The following is a 16,577-nucleotide window of genomic DNA, read 5'->3' as shown; positions in this document are numbered from 1 at the left end:
AGAACGTGGCTGGATCGAGTTTCGACATCGCCGTGATCGGCGGAGGCATCGCGGGGATCGCTGCCGCCCATCATGCCGCGCTCGCCGGCGTGTCGGTGGCGCACTTCGTCGAGTACGGTCTGCCGGGCGGGCTGATTATCAATGTGGGCGCTCTGGACGGCTGGCCGGCAACGAGCGCCGTGGCCGGCGCCGAGTTGGCAGCGGGTCTTTTGGCACAGAACGAGGAGCTTGGCGTGACGTTGATACCCTCGCGGATCGACGCCATTGACGGCGGCGCGAGCAAGACCCTGCGGGGGGAGGACGGCACATGGCGTGCCAAGCAGGTGATCGTCGCCACTGGCGCGGCCCTGAAGACACTTGATGTTCCCGGAGCCAAACGACTCGCCGGACGGGGCGTGTCACAATGTGCATGGTGCGATGGCGGCCTCTACCGCGATGCTGAGGTTGTGGTCGTAGGCGGAGGCGACGCGGCATTGTCGGAGGCTCTGCATCTTGGCCGGTTCGCCCGTGCCGTGACGATCGTCACACGCGGCGACATGTTCCGTGCCCGGCGGCGCTACGTCACGCGCATCGCCGAGGACGAGCGCTTCCGCTTGCGGTGGGCGAGCGACATCGTCGAGGTGCTGGGCAACGATAGCGTCGAGGCCGTGCGCGTACGTGATCGTGAGACTGGCATCGAGGACGTGATCGCCTGTCGTGGGCTGTTCGTGTTCGTCGGACTGGCAGCCAACGCCGCCTTGCTGGGACCAGAGGTGGCGCGGGACGGGGCTGGTTTCGTGATTACCGGGGAGCGGCTCGAGACTGCCATGTCGGGCGTGTTCGCGATCGGCGCCGTGCGTTCGGGCTATGGGGGCCGCCTGACGCAGGCTGTGGCGGAAGCGACGAGTGCTGCGGAACTGGCGGCGGGTCGCTGCGAGGACTAACGCGGCTTTGATACGCATCTGGAGCGGCCAAATTGCGGTCTCTACTTGCTGATGCGATCCGGGCACGCGTATCTTCGACGCATTAGCCCGACTTCGCGGATTCGAAGCCGAAAATGACGATCGAGCGGGCGTGTGGCGTCGTAAGTGCTTGATTTTGTTGGGTCGCAAATCTCAACTTTTGCGATAACCGCTGTAGCGAAAACCTACCCTGTTTTCATCGTCGACAGGGTGTGCATAGTGTCGTGTCACCATGTTCCTGCGACGGACCGAGCGGAAGAAGGATGGCAAGAGCCATAGCTACTGGTCGATCGTCGAGAACAAGCGTGTCGCGGGCGGTCGGATGGTTCAGCGCCAGGTGCTGTATCTCGGCGAGATCAGCTCCTCGCAGGCGGCGAGCTGGCGCAAGGCGATCGAGGTGTTCGACGAGGATGCCGGGCGTGCGCGGACGTTGGCGCTGTTTGCCGAGGATCGTGTTGAAGCGGTTGGTGCGGCGAGCGATGCGGTGCAGCTGCGTTTGTCGGAGCTGCAGCTACGTCGGCCCCGGCAATGGGGCGCCTGCTGGCTGGCCGGTCAGCTGTGGAGCGAACTGCAGCTCGATCGCTTCTGGTCGGCTCGGCTGCCGCCGAGCCGCAAGAACACGCGCTGGGACGAGATCCTTCAGGTCCTGGTCTGCTACAGGCTGATCGCACCGGGCAGCGAATGGCGGCTGCACCGCGAATGGTTCGGCAACAGCGCGATGGCCGATCTGCTGGGCGGCGACTTCGGGTTGGCCGAGGCGCACAAGCTCTACGCCTGTCACGACCTGTTGCTGGAGCACAAGGAGGCGCTGTTCTCGCATCTCACCGGGCGTTGGCGCGACCTGTTCAACGTCACGTTCGACGTGCTGCTCTACGACCTGACGAGCACCTACTTCGAGGTCAACGCAGCCGACCTGCCCGAGAACACCAAGCGGCGCCACGGCTACAGCCGCGACAAGCGGCCGGACTGCCCTCAGGTGGTGATCGCGCTGGTGGTCACGCCGGAAGGCTTGCCGCTGGCTTACGAGGTGCTGTCCGGCAACACCGCCGACAGCAAGACGCTGCGGCTGTTCCTCGCCAACATCGAGCGGCAGTACGGCAGGGCGCGGCGGGTCTGGGTGATGGATCGCGGCGTGCCGACCGAGGCGGTGCTGGCCGAGATGCGCAACAGCGACCCGCCGGTGCAGTATATCGTCGGCACGCCCAAGGGACGCTTGAACCGTCTGGAGAAGCATCTGCTCGACAAGCCGTGGCAGGAGGCGCGCCAGGGCGTGCAGGTCAAGCTGCTGGCCGACGACGGCGAGCTCTATGTCTTCGCCCAGAGCCTCGACCGGGTGAGCAAGGAACGCGCCATGCGCCGGCGCCAGCTGAAGTGGCTGTGGAAGCGGCTGCAGCAGATCGCCGCCATGGCGATCTCGCACGACGAGTTGCTGATGAAGCTCGGCGCCGCCCGATCGAAGGCGCCCGGCGCCTGGCGTCTCGTCGATGTCGTAACCGACAAGCAAACCGCCACCTTCACCTTCTCTCTCAATCGCAAGAAGCTGCGCATCGTACGCCGACGCGAAGGCCGCTATCTGCTGCGCACCAATCTCACAGACAACGATCCGGCCTTGCTCTGGCAATACTACATCCAGCTCGTCGCCGTCGAAGAAGCCTTCAAGAACCTCAAGGGCGATCTCGCCATCCGCCCGATCTTCCACCACGACGACAAGCGCATCGAAGCTCACATCTTCATCGCCTTCCTCGCCTACTGCCTGCACGTCACCCTGGGACGACGCCTGCACGCTTTGGCGCCCGGCCTGACCGCGCGCAGCGCACTCGAGAAGTTCGCCGTCGTCCAGATGATCGACGTCCATCTGCCGACCACAGACGGCCGCGAGATCGTCCTCACCCGATACACTCAGCCTGAGCCCGAGCTCAAACTCCTGATCGACCGGCTCAAGCTCAGCCTACCGCCGCAACAACCGCCCAAAATCGCTTCCGCTGACCTTCACCGGCAAATCCGATTGTAGTGAAGACCTTTTCCCCCAACTCATTGATTCCAAACAAAACCCATTCTCGTAATCGCCCCAATCCGCGAAGACGGGTTAGCCGACCGCTTGGGGCACATTATCTGCGCCTGCGCTAAGCCGTGAGAGGAGGTGCCCTGCATCCTCATGCGCCGCTGCGCTGAAAGCCGAGGTTACGCCGACAATCACGGCAAGAGCGAGATCGCGCCCAGGCTCTATGCCGCCTGCCGGTGGATTTGGCCGGAGCGGGCAGTTGGGATCGGTGACCTCCATCGTGCCCTGGCAAGTGGCGAGGTTGGGCGCGACCACGTCCTTGCCACCTTGGCCGAGTTTGATCACTGGCGCCAAACCGGCCACCGCGCGCGATGACGCGCCGCATGGCTGTCAAGCACTGGGTACACTGACGGGTACACTCGAAAAAACTCTTTGAAAAAATAACGCTATTTCAAGCAGATAGAGAGAAGTTCGATTCCGTCTCGGGGCACCATTTTTTTCCGTCCTGCCTGATTCTTCGTCGTCCGCGCATGTCCGCCGATTGCTCAGAACGCTCGTAAAATCGGGCATTACAGCAAGCCTACATTGATGCCCGGTACGGTTGGCGGCCGTCCGAGGACATCCGGCGTCTCCGGGTATTGTGGGTACACTCGAAAGACCGGGTACACTGGCGGCCCGCAGTTTACGAGGGACCATTCCCATGGATGAACTGAGCGACACGGAGAACCGCAATGCCACGCCGGCGGACAAGGAATACACACCTGCCGACGGCCAGGGCCTTAGCGTCTGCTGATCTCCCCAGTCTTTATCAAGGGAGTTGGTTCGCCGGAAGGTGAGAGCGGGTCATCTCGTCGAAGGCGTCGGCCACCAGTCGGTACTGCACGTGCATCATCGACAGCCGGCGATAGAAATTCAGCAGGTCGCGGACCGGGCCGGTCATGCGCTCGTACCCCGTCATGAATGCCACGATAATGCCGATCTCCGTGCGGCCCTGAATGGCAAGCCATCCGCCGACCACGAGAATTCCCAGCAGCCCAAGTCCGGTTATCAGCTGGTTGAAGGATTTTGTTGCGATCTTGAGCCTGGCGAAGCGAAGACGCAGGTCGTAGATGCGATCGACGAGCGCATCAGGTTCCGTCTGTGGTGGGGGATCGTGGCGGCCGTCGCGAAGCACAACGTCACTCAGTGCGCGCACGATGGTGATCTTGGAGCGGGACAGCCGGTTAAGGACGGGTTGCGCAAGGCCCACGACGACGACCGACGGAACCAGAAAGACGATCGCGACCATCGCGATTAGCGGCTCGATGATCAGCATGTAAGCCGCGATGCTGACGACGGTGCCGGCCTGCAGCATGGGCAGCGATATGCTCTCGGCCACGAACCCTCCGACCTTCTCCGATTCCGCCGAGATGATCGCCTGCTTCGTGCCCCGGTCGATGCCGGATTCGAGCGGCCCGCGGACGAACTTGCTGCGCAGCAGGCGTGTGACGCCTTCTGCGGTCTTGTACAGGTAGACGTCGCGCAGGTATTTCAGTGCGCCCTGGACGAACAGGACGGCGAGGTAAATCGCGCCGAAGGCCAGCAGCAGTTCGACGGCCGAATGGGCCACCGCGTAGTTGACGATCCGGCGCTGCAGCTCGAGCGGCGCCAACGACAGCGGAAACACCGCCAGAGTAAGCAGGCCGAGACGCACCTGCTGTCGGCCGCTCACTTCGATAACGTAGCCGTAAAGCGACGGCGACATCGGCCCACCGCGCCACTCACCGACCGGCAGAAGCGCCCACCGCCAGAGCCGCATTAGGGGTGAAGCCATGATCGCGCCCTCGCTTTCCTAAGGCTGCGCTGCGATCCGGTCGCCGGCTGAGGCGAGGCTCGAGATTTCCCTGTTGCCAAGGCTGCAGGGGTTGCGGTCCGGCAATATCAGATGGTTTTCGAAGCGGAGCGAACGCGGCGATCGAAACGATTTCCCCGCCGCGAGGATCGAGACGCTGCCGAGGAGTGCCAGCCACAGCCAGCTCTCATGGCGGACCAGGGCGGCATGCGGCTCTGCACCGGCCTTGTACTCCATGCCCATGGTCGATCCTTCTGCAAAGAGAGGGCCGTCAAGCCGAACTGGCGATCCGCCCTACGGTCGTTCTGCTCACGAGGAATCCATGGTGTCGGCGCCTCTGAACTCAGCAGCGGTCCGTATTGTAGCCAGAGCTGGCATTGGCACATCGACATGAAATCCCACAGCTATCCAGTGAGTCCCAATGTCGACATCGGTGAGGAATTGCGGTTGTGCGTCGCCGAGCATCCCGGTTTGATCCCGAGTGCAGGAGCGATCGGTCGCGTCGCAATGCCGTACGCTCCGCACCGAAGCAGGGTCGGCGTGCGCGACGGCGAGGCACTCGATGACGATCGACAGTCGTGACGCGCCAACCTCCGGGCCGCGTGGCCCCTCGGCCGGATGGCGCTCCATGGCGATGCCGATGGCCGTGCTGGCGGTTGCATCGGCAATCGTGCTCGCGTGTTACTGTGCGCCAAGCTTGCTGCTCCTTTTCGCCGGCATCCTGTTCGCAGTGCTGCTCGATGCCTGTACGCGTGCCCTGGAGCGAATTGTGCCGTTCCAGCGATCCTTGCGATATGCGCTGGTCGTTCTCGTTCTCGGGTCCGGCGCGATCATCGCGCTCGGCTGGGGCGTTGTCAGCCTACCGGCCCAGGTGCAGGGGCTGATCTTCGTCATGAAGTCCCAGCTGACCGTGCTGGAGCGGGAACTGGCAGGCTTCGGTATCGAACTGTTCGGCCCCGGCGGACGCCAGGACCTCTCTCATCTGCTCAGTGACCCGGGACGCCTGTTCGGCCATGTCCAGTACGCGGTCTCCGGCGCCTACGGCGTGGTCATGAACACCATCGTGGTGGTCTGCCTGGGCTTGTTCTTCGCCGGCCAACCCGCAGCCTATCGTGACGGCGTGGTGATCCTCATGCCCTGTGCGGCGCGGGCGCGCGTTCGATCCGTGCTCAACGAGATGGGTGGGGTGTTGCGCAGCTGGCTGCTGGGGCAACTGGTGCGCAGCGCCGTCGTCGCTCTGTTGCTCGGCCTCGTCTTCCAGCTTCTGGGCGTTGCCGGCGCTCCGCTGCTCGGCCTGCAGGCCGGTATGGCCAATTTCATCCCGTATCTCGGGCCGCTCATCGCCGCCTTTCCCGTCGCCCTCGTCGCCATGCCGCTCGGCCTTCCGACCCTCCTCTGGGTCCTCGGCATCTACTTCGCGGTCCAGACCATAGAGGGCTTTGTCCTGGCGCCGCTCATTCAGAAGGGAGCCGTGAATCTTGCGCCGGCCTGGACCCTGTTCGCCATCGTCGTCTTCGGTGCGATGTTCGGCGCGCTCGGGGTCGCGCTCGCTGCGCCTGTCTTCGCCATCACCCGGGTTGCGGTGTTGCGCTTCTACGTCGAGGATCTGCTGGCCGACCGGTCCGTCCATGAGACGGGCGGCTAGACCGATCCAGGGCAATTCAGCGCCGGCGCGTGTCCCTCGCGATGGCCTGCTCTATCCGCGAGATCTGATAGGGAAAGAACGGGTTCGAGGAGACCCGCAGCAGCGTGTCGAGATTGACGATCAGGACGCCGCGCTCCCCGCGCGGCGCGATGGCTCCGAGATGAACTCCGAAATCCTCGCTTTCATCCGGCTGCAGGCCGTAGAGCGAATCGGACACGGGAAACGGCAGCGCCACGTGCGACAGCGAGAAGATGTCGCGTGGAAACGCTAGATCGAGTGCGCGGACCTGCTCGGTGGTGTCGCCGGCCTCGGTGACCCGTTCGCTGACGTCGTAGCGATCCGCGGCGGCATTGCTGATGATGACGGTGCGATAGTGCCGCGGCGGCGGCGGCAGGATGCGCGACAGAACGGCTTCGGCGGCATCGCGCAGCAGGACGCTGAGCGCTGCCGCGCGATTGAGATCGAACAGCACGAGCTCGCTGCCGTTGGACGGCAGATGGGCATAGAGCCCGGAAATGACTGCGGGGGTGCTCACCGTGAAGTCGACGACCGACTGGAAGGTGAGAACCGGCGGCAGGGCGGCGAGCCGCCCTTCGCGTCCGGCCTGGGCCAATCGATCCTGCAGAGCGATGGTCAGACGGTGCGATTGGCGGGCGCCGTTGACCGGGAAGGAATTGTACTTGAACGGATTGAATTCGGGCACCAGGCCGAGCCATGCGGCCTTGGCGAAGGCTGGCAGAAGGGCGGGCAGTGCGGCAAGGCCGACGAAGCGGGCGAAGCTCGTGATGCCGATCATCGGCGAGATCAGGATGAGCCTGTCCGGGCGGGGCAGCGCCCCCGCATCGAGCGCATCGACGGCGTACTTCATGGCGAGCGCGCCGCCGTTGGAGTAGCCCACGATGTGCAGCGGGCGGTCGGTGCTGACCCGCCGCCGGGCTTCCCGCACCGCCAGCCGGGTCGCGGCATCCCAATCTTCCCAGGCGACATCGGTCAGCGCGGCAGGCACCGTGCCGTGCGCCGGCAACCGGATGGCGACGACGACGAACCCCCTGTCGCGGTACAGCCGACCGACATGGCGCAGGCTGTAAGGCGAATCCGTGAGGCCGTGCAGCAGCACGACCGCTCCGGCCGGCGGTCCGTCCGGCTCGAGCAGATAGGATCGGTTGAAATCGTGGTCGAACCGGCCAGGGTAGATCGGGCTGCCAGCCCAGTAGCGATTGCCTGGAAGGGCAGCCTGGGGGTCGATTCGATCGACCACCTCCCTCCGCACGTCGCGGAAAACGTCTTCTTCGTGCCGCAGGTAGCCCGCCCAGTCGCTGCGGTCGATCTCGTCGGCGTGCATGTCGGCCGGCACGTAGGTGTGCCATGGCTCGAGCGGTGGACCACCCAAGGAGTCCCAGGCGCGCAGACCCAGGACAGCCGCCGAAATCACGAGCACGAGAACGATCATCCGCCGGAGAATCCGGAGCAACCTGACCGGCATGCCGAATCCCCTCGATGACTGCGGTATCCGACGATACCGTTCCGGAAGCCCGGTGTCCCGGCGTTTCCAGCTTTTGGGACAAGCTGAACAATTCCGGGACGATCGGTCAATCAAAGGGTAACTTGGCCCTTCTACAATGCCGTCAAGGCTGTCAGAGGCGTCTTTCCCCTAGGCGCGACAGTCGGAAAGCACAAATGGCCGAGCAATCTCCCCTTTCGACTGTTGACCAGCCGACTCGTCTCGTCGACCTGGCGCTGCAAGGCGGGGGGTCGCACGGTGCCTTCACCTGGGGTGTGCTCGACCGGCTGCTCGAGGAGCCGGCTCTCACCATCGAAGCCATCTCCGGAACCTCGGCCGGCGCCATGAACGCCGCGGTAATGGCGGCGGGCTTCGCCGAGGGGGGCAATGCCGGCGCTCGTGCGGCGCTCGAGAGGTTCTGGAAAAAGGTTTCCGATGCGGCCGCCCTGAGCCCGCTGCAGCGCAGCCCGCTCGACGTGCTGCTCGGTCGCTGGTCGCTCGACCAGTCGCCGGCTTACGTTGCCTTCGACCTCGCGTCGCGGCTGTTCTCGCCCTACGATCTTCCGTTCGGCGGAGCCAATCCGCTGGAAGCGGTGCTGGCCGAGGCGATCGACTTCGGCCGCTTGGCACGCGCGCCCATCAAGCTGTTCATTACCGCGACCAACGTCCGTACCGGACGGCCGCGGGTTTTCCGCAACGCCGAGGTATCGCCCAAGGTCCTGCTGGCGTCGGCCTGCCTGCCGTCGATGTTCCAGGCCGTCGAGATCGACGGCGAAGCCTACTGGGATGGTGGCTATTCCGGTAACCCGACGATGACGCCGCTGGTCGGCGAGTGCGTCTCGGATGACACCATCCTGGTTGCCATCAATCCCGTTGAGCGCCCGGGCATCCCGAAATCGGCGCGCGATATCCTCAATCGCCTCAACGAGGTGTCGTTCAACGCCGTGCTGCTGAAGGAACTGCGCATGATGGCCATGCTGCGGCAGGTGGCGCCGTCGGGAGACGGCGAGGCGGGGCACTGGTCGCGCATGCGCATCCACCTGATCAGCAGCCAGCTCCTGGTCGAGCTCGGCTCCTCGTCGAAGCTCAATGCCGAATGGGCCTTTCTGCGGCTGCTGCGCGACGAGGGGCGGCGCGCCGCCGACGCCTTCCTGACGAAATTCGGCGATGACCTGGGGCGGCGCTCGACCCTCGACATTGATCGGCTGCTGGACACGGTGTGATGGGTCTCGCGGGCATACTGCTGGGCCTTGCACTCCTCGTCTGGCTGGCCTTCCGCGGCTGGAGCGTGCTGCTGTTGGCTCCCGCTGCTGCTCTGATAGCGGCGGCCTTCGCCGGCGAGCCCCTGCTGGCACACTGGACCCAGACTTTCATGGGTGGGGCGGCGCAATTTCTCGGCCAGTTCTTTCCACTTTTCCTGATGGGCGCACTGTTCGGCAAGCTGATGGAGGACAGCGGCTCGATTGCGGCGCTCGCGCGCTGGATGATGGAGCGACTGGGGCCCGGCCACGCTATCCTTTCCGTCGTTCTCGCCGGCGCGCTGGTGACCTACGGCGGCGTCAGCCTGTTCGTTGCGCTGTTCGTTCTGGCGCCGATGGCCGAGGCGATGTTCCGCGCGGCAGGCATCCCGCGTCGCCTGATGCCGGCGGCGATCGCCCTCGGCACCTCGACTTTCACCATGTCGGCGCTGCCCGGCACGCCGGCCATCCAGAATGCCATTCCGATGCCGTTCTTCGGCACCACCCCGTTCGCTGCGCCCGGGCTCGGGGTGGTGGCATCCGCCATAATGCTGGGGTTCGGCATGTGGTGGCTGCTGCGCGCCAGCGCCGCGGCCCGCAGGAACGGAGAGCCTCTCGAGTTCGACGAACCCGTACCTGACGGTCAGGTCGCCGAGGACCCGCTCGTCCGCGAGCGGGCGATCATCTCCCAGGGCTTCGATCCGGCCGAGATCCATCATTCGCAGTTGGCCGAAAGCGAGCCGTCGGTGGTGACGGCAGTCCTGCCGCTGGTAGCGGTCGTCATCGCCAATTTCGTGATGTCCTTTGTCGTGCTGCCGCAACTCGATACGGACTTCCTGGCCGAGCCGCGCTGGGGTGCGACCTCCATATCGGCCGTGGGGGGCGTGTGGTCGGTGGCAGCAGCGCTTGCCGTCGCGATCTCGATCCTGTTGCTGCTCAATGGCCGCCGCCTGCCCTCGATTCGCCAAAGCATGGATGCCGGTGCCAATGCATCCGTGCTCCCGGCGCTGAGCGTGGCGAGCCTGGTCGGATTCGGTGCCGTCGTCGCGGCTTTGCCGGCCTTCGCGGCCGTGCGCGAGTGGGTGCTGTCGATCGGCGGCGGTCCGCTCGTCTCGCTCGCGGTCGCCACCAACATTCTGTCGGCACTGACCGGTTCGGCCTCGGGCGGCCTGACGATCGCGCTCGACGCGCTCGGCCCGACCTACGTGCGGCTTGCGGCGGAGCACGGCATCGACCCGGCACTTCTCCACCGCGTGGCGGTGATCGGTGCCGGCACGCTCGACAGCCTGCCGCACAATGGGGCGGTGGTGACCCTGCTCGCGGTTTGCGGCTCGACGCACGCCCGCAGCTACCGCGACATCGTCGTGACGGCTATCGTGGGCGCGCTGATTGCGTTGATCGTCGTGATACTGCTGGGCAGCCTGTTCGGGTCGTTCTGAGCGAGGGAACGCATGGTGAGTTTGCGGGGGCTGGCTTCGCTCGTCGTGGTGCTCTCGGGGGCGTCGATTCTGGCCGCCTGCACGCCGCTGCCGCGGGGACCGGCGGTGCAGGCCGCCGACGTACCACGCGCCTTTCCTCTCGGCATCGCCAATGCGCGGTTTTACGCCGATGGCGATCCCGCCCCAATGATTGCCGAGGCGACCCTGGCGATCGAACGGATCAAGGCTGCGCTGCGCGCCGAAGGTCGGCCGAGCCAGCCGATTCCGCCATCGTCCTTCCTGGCCATCTCGGGGGGCGCCGACAACGGGGCGTTCGGTGCCGGCCTGATCAACGGCTGGACGACGACCGGTACTCGGCCGGAATTCAGAATGGTGACCGGAATCAGCACTGGCGCCCTGATCGCTCCCTTCGCATTTCTCGGCCCGAGCTACGACGGGCAGCTACGCGAGGTCTACACCGAGCTGGGTTCGGACAGCATATTCTCGCGGCGCGCCTTCACGGCCGCGCTTTTCAGCGACGCCATGGCCGGGACCCGGCCCCTGGCCGAGACTATCGACCGGTACGTAGACGGCAAGATGCTCGCAGCCATCGGCCGGGAGTACGAGCGCGGCCGGCTGCTCATGTTGGGCACGACCGATCTCGACGCGCAGCGCCCGGTGATCTGGAACATCGGTGCCATCGCTGCCAGCGGTCATCCGCAGGCGCTCGACTTGTTCCGCAAGATCCTGCTGGCCACCGCTGCCATTCCGGGCGCCTTTCCGCCGGTCATGATCGATGTCGAAGTCGACGGCACCCGGTACCAGGAGATGCATGTCGACGGCGGGGTCAACGCCCAGCTTTTCCTCTATCCCGGGTCGTTCGACCCCGGCTTGCTGCCGGTGCGGAGCCAGCAGACCGCCTATCTCATTCGCAATGCGCGTCTCGATTCGGAACATGCGGAGGTCGAGCGTCGCACCATCTCGATCGCCGGCCGGGCCATCGGCACCATGCTGCAATCCGCGGGCTACAGCGACGTGGCGCTGGCTTACTTCCTAACCAAGCGCGATGACGTCGCCTACAGGCTGGCCTATATCGGCGCCGACTTCACGGTGCGGCGTGGGCGGCCGTTCGAGCAGGCCTACATGCGAGCGCTGTTCGACTACGGTTACACCAAAGCGCGGTCCGGCAAGCCTTGGCACCTCGTCCCTCCGGGACTCCACACTACCCGTGCAACGCGCGGGAGCAGTCCCGAGGACTGACCCTCCTCGTGGTCGGCAGGAGGCGGAATGGAACTCCCGGGCCAGTCCTGGGACAACATGCCGGTGTGCGAAGCCGGAGCGGCAAGTAGACTGCCGGTCGCCCGGGGGGCGCTGGTGATATCGCGTGGCGGGCGTTGGTACACGCGGTCCACGTCTCTTGGGCGACTTCACGAAGGAAACGCAGATGAGCACTCTGGTGATTCTTGGATTCGACGGGCTGCACACGGCAGACGAGGTGCTGAACAAGCTGCGTTCTCTCCAGAAGGAATACCTGATCGACCTCGAGGATGCTTGCGTCGTCGAGCGCGACCCCCAGGGCAAGGCGCACATCAAGCAGGCCGTCAATCTCACTGCCCTGGGCGCGGCGGCGGGTGGAAGCCGTGGTGCCTTGTGGGGCACGCTGTTCGGCCTTCTGTTCCTCAATCCCCTTGCCGGCATGGCCATCGGCGCCGTCGCGGGGGCCGGGGCAGGGGCCCTCTCCGGATCGCTCGCCGACTACGGCATCCGCGACGACTTCATCAAGAGCATCGGCGAAACCATCCCGAATGGCTCGTCGGCGCTCTGCGTGCTTTTCCGCAGCGTCACCGAGGACAAGGTGATCCCGGAACTCGAGCCCTACAAGCCGCGCGTGCTCAAGACCTCGCTGTCGACCGAACAGGAAGCGCGGCTGCGCGCCGCGCTCGACAAGCTCAGCACCTAGAGCGTCATGAGACCAAGTCGAATGCGCCGGCGAAGAGGTTGGCGCGGCCGGCCGAGGTGACAGTGGGCAGCATGTTGGCGCAAGCGCTGTGGACGGCGCCCAGGGTTCTCTGGCGCGCGGCCGTATCCAGCCGACTGTGCAAGCTATACTTTCGACAAGCTTGTCGCCGGCTCAGCCCGGAGATCTTTCCACCGCGCCTTGGGGCACGACCCGATGGTTAGTATTTCGGCAACTTCGGCGATGTCAGACGCAAGGATGCGTAATCCTCGTCAGCCGGGACACAGCGCTGTCTCGGACTCACAACCGACAGCGGACGCCCAAATCGCGGTCGTCGTTAAGTGCTGGCCGCGTCTGTCCGAGACGTTTATTGCCCAGGAGATGGCTGGCCTCGAAGCGCGTGGCCTCAACCTGAAGATCTATTCGCTGCGCTATCGAACGGATCCTGCGATCCATCCTGCACATGCGCGCGTCCGGGCACCCATTGCCTATCTGCCACAGTACTTGAAAGACGACGCCCTGCGCGTCATGCGCGCCTGGTGGACGGTGCGTCGGCTACCGGGTTTCTCCCTCGCACGGCGCCGATTCCTCCATGATCTGATCCGGGACCGCACCTTTCATCGGATACGGCGTTGGGGCCAAGCGATGGTGCTCGCTGCCGAGATGCCGGCAACGATCGAGCGAATCTATGCACATTTTCTTCATACGCCGGCGTCCGTAGCTCGCTACGCCGCGATCATGCGTGGCCTGCCCTGGTCTGGTTCCGGCCATGCCAAGGACATCTGGACCAGTCAGGAATGGGAATTGCGCCGGAAACTCGCCGACGCCGATTGGCTGATCACCTGCACGAACTTCGCATTCGCCCGTCTCAAGGACCTGGTTGCCGACTCTTCTCGGGTCCAACTCGTCTATCATGGGCTGGACTTGGCGCATCTGCCGGTGCCGCCCATTCGCGAGTGCCGTCGCGACGGTTCCGATCCTGCAAATCCGGTCGTCATCCTCTCGGTTGGCCGTTGCGTGCAGAAAAAGGGCTATGACGACCTTCTGGATGCGCTGGCACGGCTGCCGGCCCAGCTGCACTGGCGTTTCGAGCACATTGGCGGCGGCATCCTGGACGAAGAACTCAAGGGGCGGGCCAACCGTCTGGGCATTGCAGAGCGTTGCATGTGGCTCGGCGCGCAACCGTCCGCAGAGGTGTTCGCTGCCTACGCACGCTGCGATATATTCGCGCTCGCCAGCAAGACCGCAGCGGATGGTGACCAGGAGGGTATGCCCAATGTGCTTCAGGAGGCTGGCTACCAGGGAATGGCGATTGTTTCCACTCGCTCCGCCGGCATCGCGGAGTTCGTCGAGGATGGGGTCAATGGCCTTCTGGTTGCTCCTGCCGCTCCTGACGAACTCTGCGCCGCGATCTTGAGGTTGGTGCGTGATCCCGCGCTTCGCGCCCAATTTGGCGCTCAGGCTACTCGCGTCGTCCAGACGCGGTTTTCGTTCGAAAATGGCATCGACCGCATCGCCACCGCCCTTCGTGGACCATCGCGCACGACGTCTGCTGAAGAGCGAAGTGACGAAGGTGTTTCAGGTGGCCCGACTCTTGTTCACTACGTAGGTCCGACGAACTGAAGCATCGCCCCCTGTCGGCGACGATCCCATCGTTGACAGTGGGGCGGATTTTGGCGCTGGTCGCGGCGTGCCCACCCGTACGATAGCGCTACGTTAGTCTTGGTCCGAGCTCGCCGGCACCATTGGCCATCGCGCGCTGGCCGTTGACCATGTCAGCGACGGCGGGACCAGTGACAATGGCGTCGACGTCGTGCCGCACGGCCGATCCTCGGCCTCGCCGTACGCCCCTAGCGGCGCTGCCCCAGGAACATCATCAGGAACTGGAACAGGTTGACGAAGTCGAGATACAGGCTGAGCGCGCCGAAGATCGCGACTTTCTCCGCTGCGTCGGACCCCCAGGCGCCGGCGTACTGCTCCTTGATCTTCTGGGTGTCGTAGGCAATCAGGCCCGCGAAGATGAGCACGCCGGCGACAGAAATGATGAAACTCATCGTGCCGGAGGGCCAGAACATGTTGACGAGCCCGGCCAGGATGATGCCGATCAGGCCCATGAACAGGAACTTGCCGACGGCCGTGAGGTCTCGCTTGGTGGTGTAGCCATACAGGCTCAGCGCGCCAAAAGCGGCCGCCGTCACGAAGAAGGTGCGGGCGACCGAGGCGCCGGTGTAGCGGAACAGCAGCAGGGACAGGCTGACGCCCATCAAGCCGGTGACGACCCAGTAGACCGCCTGAACCGCGCCGACGCTCATCTGCCCGGCGCGGGACGAGGTCAACAGCAGCAGGCCGAGCGGTGCGAGGATCGCGATCCAGCCCAGCGCGTTGAGACCGACGACGCTGCCGCCCTGGATCTCGAAGAATAGGCTGGCGATCTCGGCCGAGCTGAAGATGCCGAAGGCGACAATGCCCGAGAGGGCGAGGCCCGACGCCATGTAGTTGTAGACGCGCACCATGTGAGCGCGCAGGCCAGCGTCGAATGCCGCCTGGTCGGGAACGCCGGCAGCACGATTGACCGATCCGAAGTTGGAATTCGCCATAGCCCACCTCATCCTTTGCCTGAAACCGACGGTGCATCTGTCACCGCGGGCCGGGAACTGCTGCAAATCAAACGCAAATTCGGTCCGGCGTCCATTCACAATGGGGCTGCGGCCGCATTCGGGCGAATTTGGAACCCATGGAACAGCCGTGGGACGCGCACCGATATGCGCCCGAGGAGGACCGCCGGAGCGTCCTTCGAGGGCACCAGTCTTGAAATCCGGGAGGTATCCTGCACAAGGTGGCAGGGCTGCAGAGTGCCGCATGCACCCGGGGTGCCGGCGTGCGAATGTCGCGCTTCGAGGAGAGCTGCCGTGATCTCTACCAATCTTCCGGATGACTCCAGACGTTTCGCCATCGATAGTTTCCGCTCTCATTGGCTGCTGTTCGCCCTCGTCGGCGGGGTGTTCGCTATCGGCGCCGCCGTGGCGATTTTCGTGCCCGCGCTTTCGTCGATCGCACCCAACGAGGTGCTGGGCCTGGTGTTGCTGCTCGTCGGCCTCGCGCAGATCGTGCAATCGGGGAAGATGCAGCAGACCGTCTTGTTCGCCTGGTGCCTGGCGCTCGGCGGCGTGGCAGCGGTCGGCGGAGTCCTCGTCTACATCGAGCCTTTCCCTGGCATTGTCATCAAGACGCTGGTGATGGCGCTGGTCTTCGCCCTGCATGGGCTGACGCAGATCGCTCTTGCGGCGAAGGTGCGGCGCTTGCCGGGATGGTATTGGTTCGCCTTGGCTGGTGTCGTCGCTGTGCTCGCGGCTGCGCTGTTGGTGATGAAGCTGCCCTACAGTCGCTCCTTTACGCCAGCCACTGTCGGCGGCATTTCGCTCGGCGTCACCGGATGGGCCTACTTCACGGTCGCCCTGGTCGCCCGCCGGATGTAACGCCTCCCACCTAAGATCGTCGTCACTTGCGGCATCGACCACGTGCCGCAGCGCCTTCCGCGATCTTGTAAATGTAGAGGTTGCGCAGGAATTTCAGGCCCCTCTGCAGCAACAGGACGGCGAGGTACAACGCACCGTAGGCCAGCAGCAGATCGACGGCGCACGGCATAGTTGACGATGCGCCGCTGCAGCTCGAGCGGCGCCAATGACAAGGGAAAGACCGCGAGGGTAAACAGGCCGAGCCGCACTTGCTGCTGGGCGCTCAACACGAGAACGTAGCCGTAGAGTGAAGGCGACGCCGGCCCGCCGCGCCACGCGCCGACCGTCGGGCACGGGAGACGGACTCGGCCACGAGCGTGTCCACCCCTCTACGTGGGCCACCGCCAGGGTAGGCGATGTCCCCGCAGCATAGTCGGCGCCGGCATTGGCACATCGGCACTCTGTCGCACAATTGTGCCACGGGTCCCCTGTCGACAGCCGGCACGGCTTCACAGTCCAGTCCCGGCTTGCAGGTCGATCTGCTCGCGGATCGGGAAGAGTGTCCGGCGCGCCTCGCCGCCACCTGCCG

The 16,577-nt window shown here is 64.9% G+C and carries 14 protein-coding genes; 9 read left to right on the top strand and 5 right to left on the bottom strand.

The annotated features are described in order from the left end of the window. Positions 1-5 precede the first annotated feature (5 nt). Positions 6-923, top strand: a complete 918-nt coding sequence (locus ACQY8M_RS00375; protein ID WP_428668401.1) for an NAD(P)/FAD-dependent oxidoreductase — start codon at positions 6-8, stop codon at positions 921-923. Positions 924-1,173: 250 nt separating this feature from the next. Next, positions 1,174-2,952, top strand: coding sequence for an IS1634 family transposase (locus tag ACQY8M_RS00370; protein ID WP_428668399.1), 1,779 nt, complete (start codon positions 1,174-1,176; stop codon positions 2,950-2,952). A 799-nt stretch (positions 2,953-3,751) separates the two neighbouring features. On the opposite strand, the gene ACQY8M_RS00365 is transcribed toward ACQY8M_RS00370, so the two are convergent. Both ACQY8M_RS00365 and ACQY8M_RS00360 read right to left on the bottom strand, forming a co-directional pair. Continuing rightward, positions 3,752-4,756: a hypothetical protein gene (locus tag ACQY8M_RS00365; protein WP_428668397.1), complete on the bottom strand. Its 1,005-nt coding sequence runs from the start codon at positions 4,754-4,756 to the stop codon at positions 3,752-3,754. An 18-nt stretch (positions 4,757-4,774) separates the two neighbouring features. After that, positions 4,775-5,017 (bottom strand): hypothetical protein, encoded by a 243-nt coding sequence (locus ACQY8M_RS00360; protein WP_428668395.1) that lies wholly within the window; start codon positions 5,015-5,017, stop codon positions 4,775-4,777. A 397-nt stretch (positions 5,018-5,414) separates the two neighbouring features. Here ACQY8M_RS00360 and ACQY8M_RS00355 point away from each other — a divergent pair, with 397 nt between their 5' ends. Beyond that, positions 5,415-6,419 (top strand): AI-2E family transporter, encoded by a 1,005-nt coding sequence (locus ACQY8M_RS00355; protein ID WP_428668393.1) that lies wholly within the window; start codon positions 5,415-5,417, stop codon positions 6,417-6,419. A gap of 16 nt (positions 6,420-6,435) precedes the next feature. Here ACQY8M_RS00355 and ACQY8M_RS00350 read toward each other — a convergent pair whose 3' ends face one another. After that, the gene (locus ACQY8M_RS00350; RefSeq protein ID WP_428668391.1) at positions 6,436-7,869 is read right to left on the bottom strand and encodes an alpha/beta hydrolase; all 1,434 of its coding nucleotides are present in this window, start codon (positions 7,867-7,869) and stop codon (positions 6,436-6,438) included. A gap of 227 nt (positions 7,870-8,096) precedes the next feature. On the opposite strand from ACQY8M_RS00350, the gene ACQY8M_RS00345 reads away from it, so the two are divergent. The 5 genes from ACQY8M_RS00345 (at position 8,097) to ACQY8M_RS00325 (ending at position 14,156) form a co-directional block, all read left to right on the top strand. Further along, positions 8,097-9,143 (top strand): patatin-like phospholipase family protein, encoded by a 1,047-nt coding sequence (locus tag ACQY8M_RS00345; RefSeq protein ID WP_428668389.1) that lies wholly within the window; start codon positions 8,097-8,099, stop codon positions 9,141-9,143. Beyond that, positions 9,143-10,597 (top strand): GntP family permease, encoded by a 1,455-nt coding sequence (locus ACQY8M_RS00340; RefSeq protein WP_428668387.1) that lies wholly within the window; start codon positions 9,143-9,145, stop codon positions 10,595-10,597. Before ACQY8M_RS00345 ends, ACQY8M_RS00340 begins: the two co-directional genes overlap by 1 nt. Before the next feature lie 12 nt (positions 10,598-10,609). Beyond that, positions 10,610-11,836, top strand: coding sequence for a patatin-like phospholipase family protein (locus ACQY8M_RS00335; protein ID WP_428668385.1), 1,227 nt, complete (start codon positions 10,610-10,612; stop codon positions 11,834-11,836). A 184-nt stretch (positions 11,837-12,020) separates the two neighbouring features. Continuing rightward, entirely contained in the window at positions 12,021-12,536 is a 516-nt protein-coding gene (locus ACQY8M_RS00330) for a DUF1269 domain-containing protein (RefSeq protein WP_428668383.1), read from the top strand. A 378-nt stretch (positions 12,537-12,914) separates the two neighbouring features. Further along, positions 12,915-14,156 carry a glycosyltransferase family 4 protein gene (locus ACQY8M_RS00325; RefSeq protein ID WP_428668381.1) on the top strand — a complete coding sequence of 414 codons (1,242 nt, stop codon included), beginning with the start codon at positions 12,915-12,917 and terminating at the stop codon, positions 14,154-14,156. Positions 14,157-14,383: 227 nt separating this feature from the next. Here the strand turns inward: ACQY8M_RS00325 and ACQY8M_RS00320 are convergent, their stop codons facing one another. Continuing rightward, on the bottom strand, positions 14,384-15,130 hold the full coding sequence (locus ACQY8M_RS00320) for a Bax inhibitor-1/YccA family protein (protein WP_428668379.1): 747 nt from the start codon (positions 15,128-15,130) through the stop codon (positions 14,384-14,386). Positions 15,131-15,442: 312 nt separating this feature from the next. Here ACQY8M_RS00320 and ACQY8M_RS00315 point away from each other — a divergent pair, with 312 nt between their 5' ends. After that, positions 15,443-16,009, top strand: a complete 567-nt coding sequence (locus tag ACQY8M_RS00315) for a DUF308 domain-containing protein (RefSeq protein WP_428668377.1) — start codon at positions 15,443-15,445, stop codon at positions 16,007-16,009. A 22-nt stretch (positions 16,010-16,031) separates the two neighbouring features. Here ACQY8M_RS00315 and ACQY8M_RS00310 read toward each other — a convergent pair whose 3' ends face one another. Further along, the gene (locus tag ACQY8M_RS00310) at positions 16,032-16,178 is read right to left on the bottom strand and encodes a hypothetical protein (protein WP_428668375.1); all 147 of its coding nucleotides are present in this window, start codon (positions 16,176-16,178) and stop codon (positions 16,032-16,034) included. Between the last annotated feature and the right edge of the window lie 399 nt (positions 16,179-16,577).

It is taken from the genome of Reyranella sp. (assembly GCF_965279465.1).
Classification (GTDB): Bacteria; Pseudomonadota; Alphaproteobacteria; order Reyranellales; family Reyranellaceae; genus Reyranella.
This window is presented reverse-complemented; position numbering and strand designations above follow the sequence as displayed.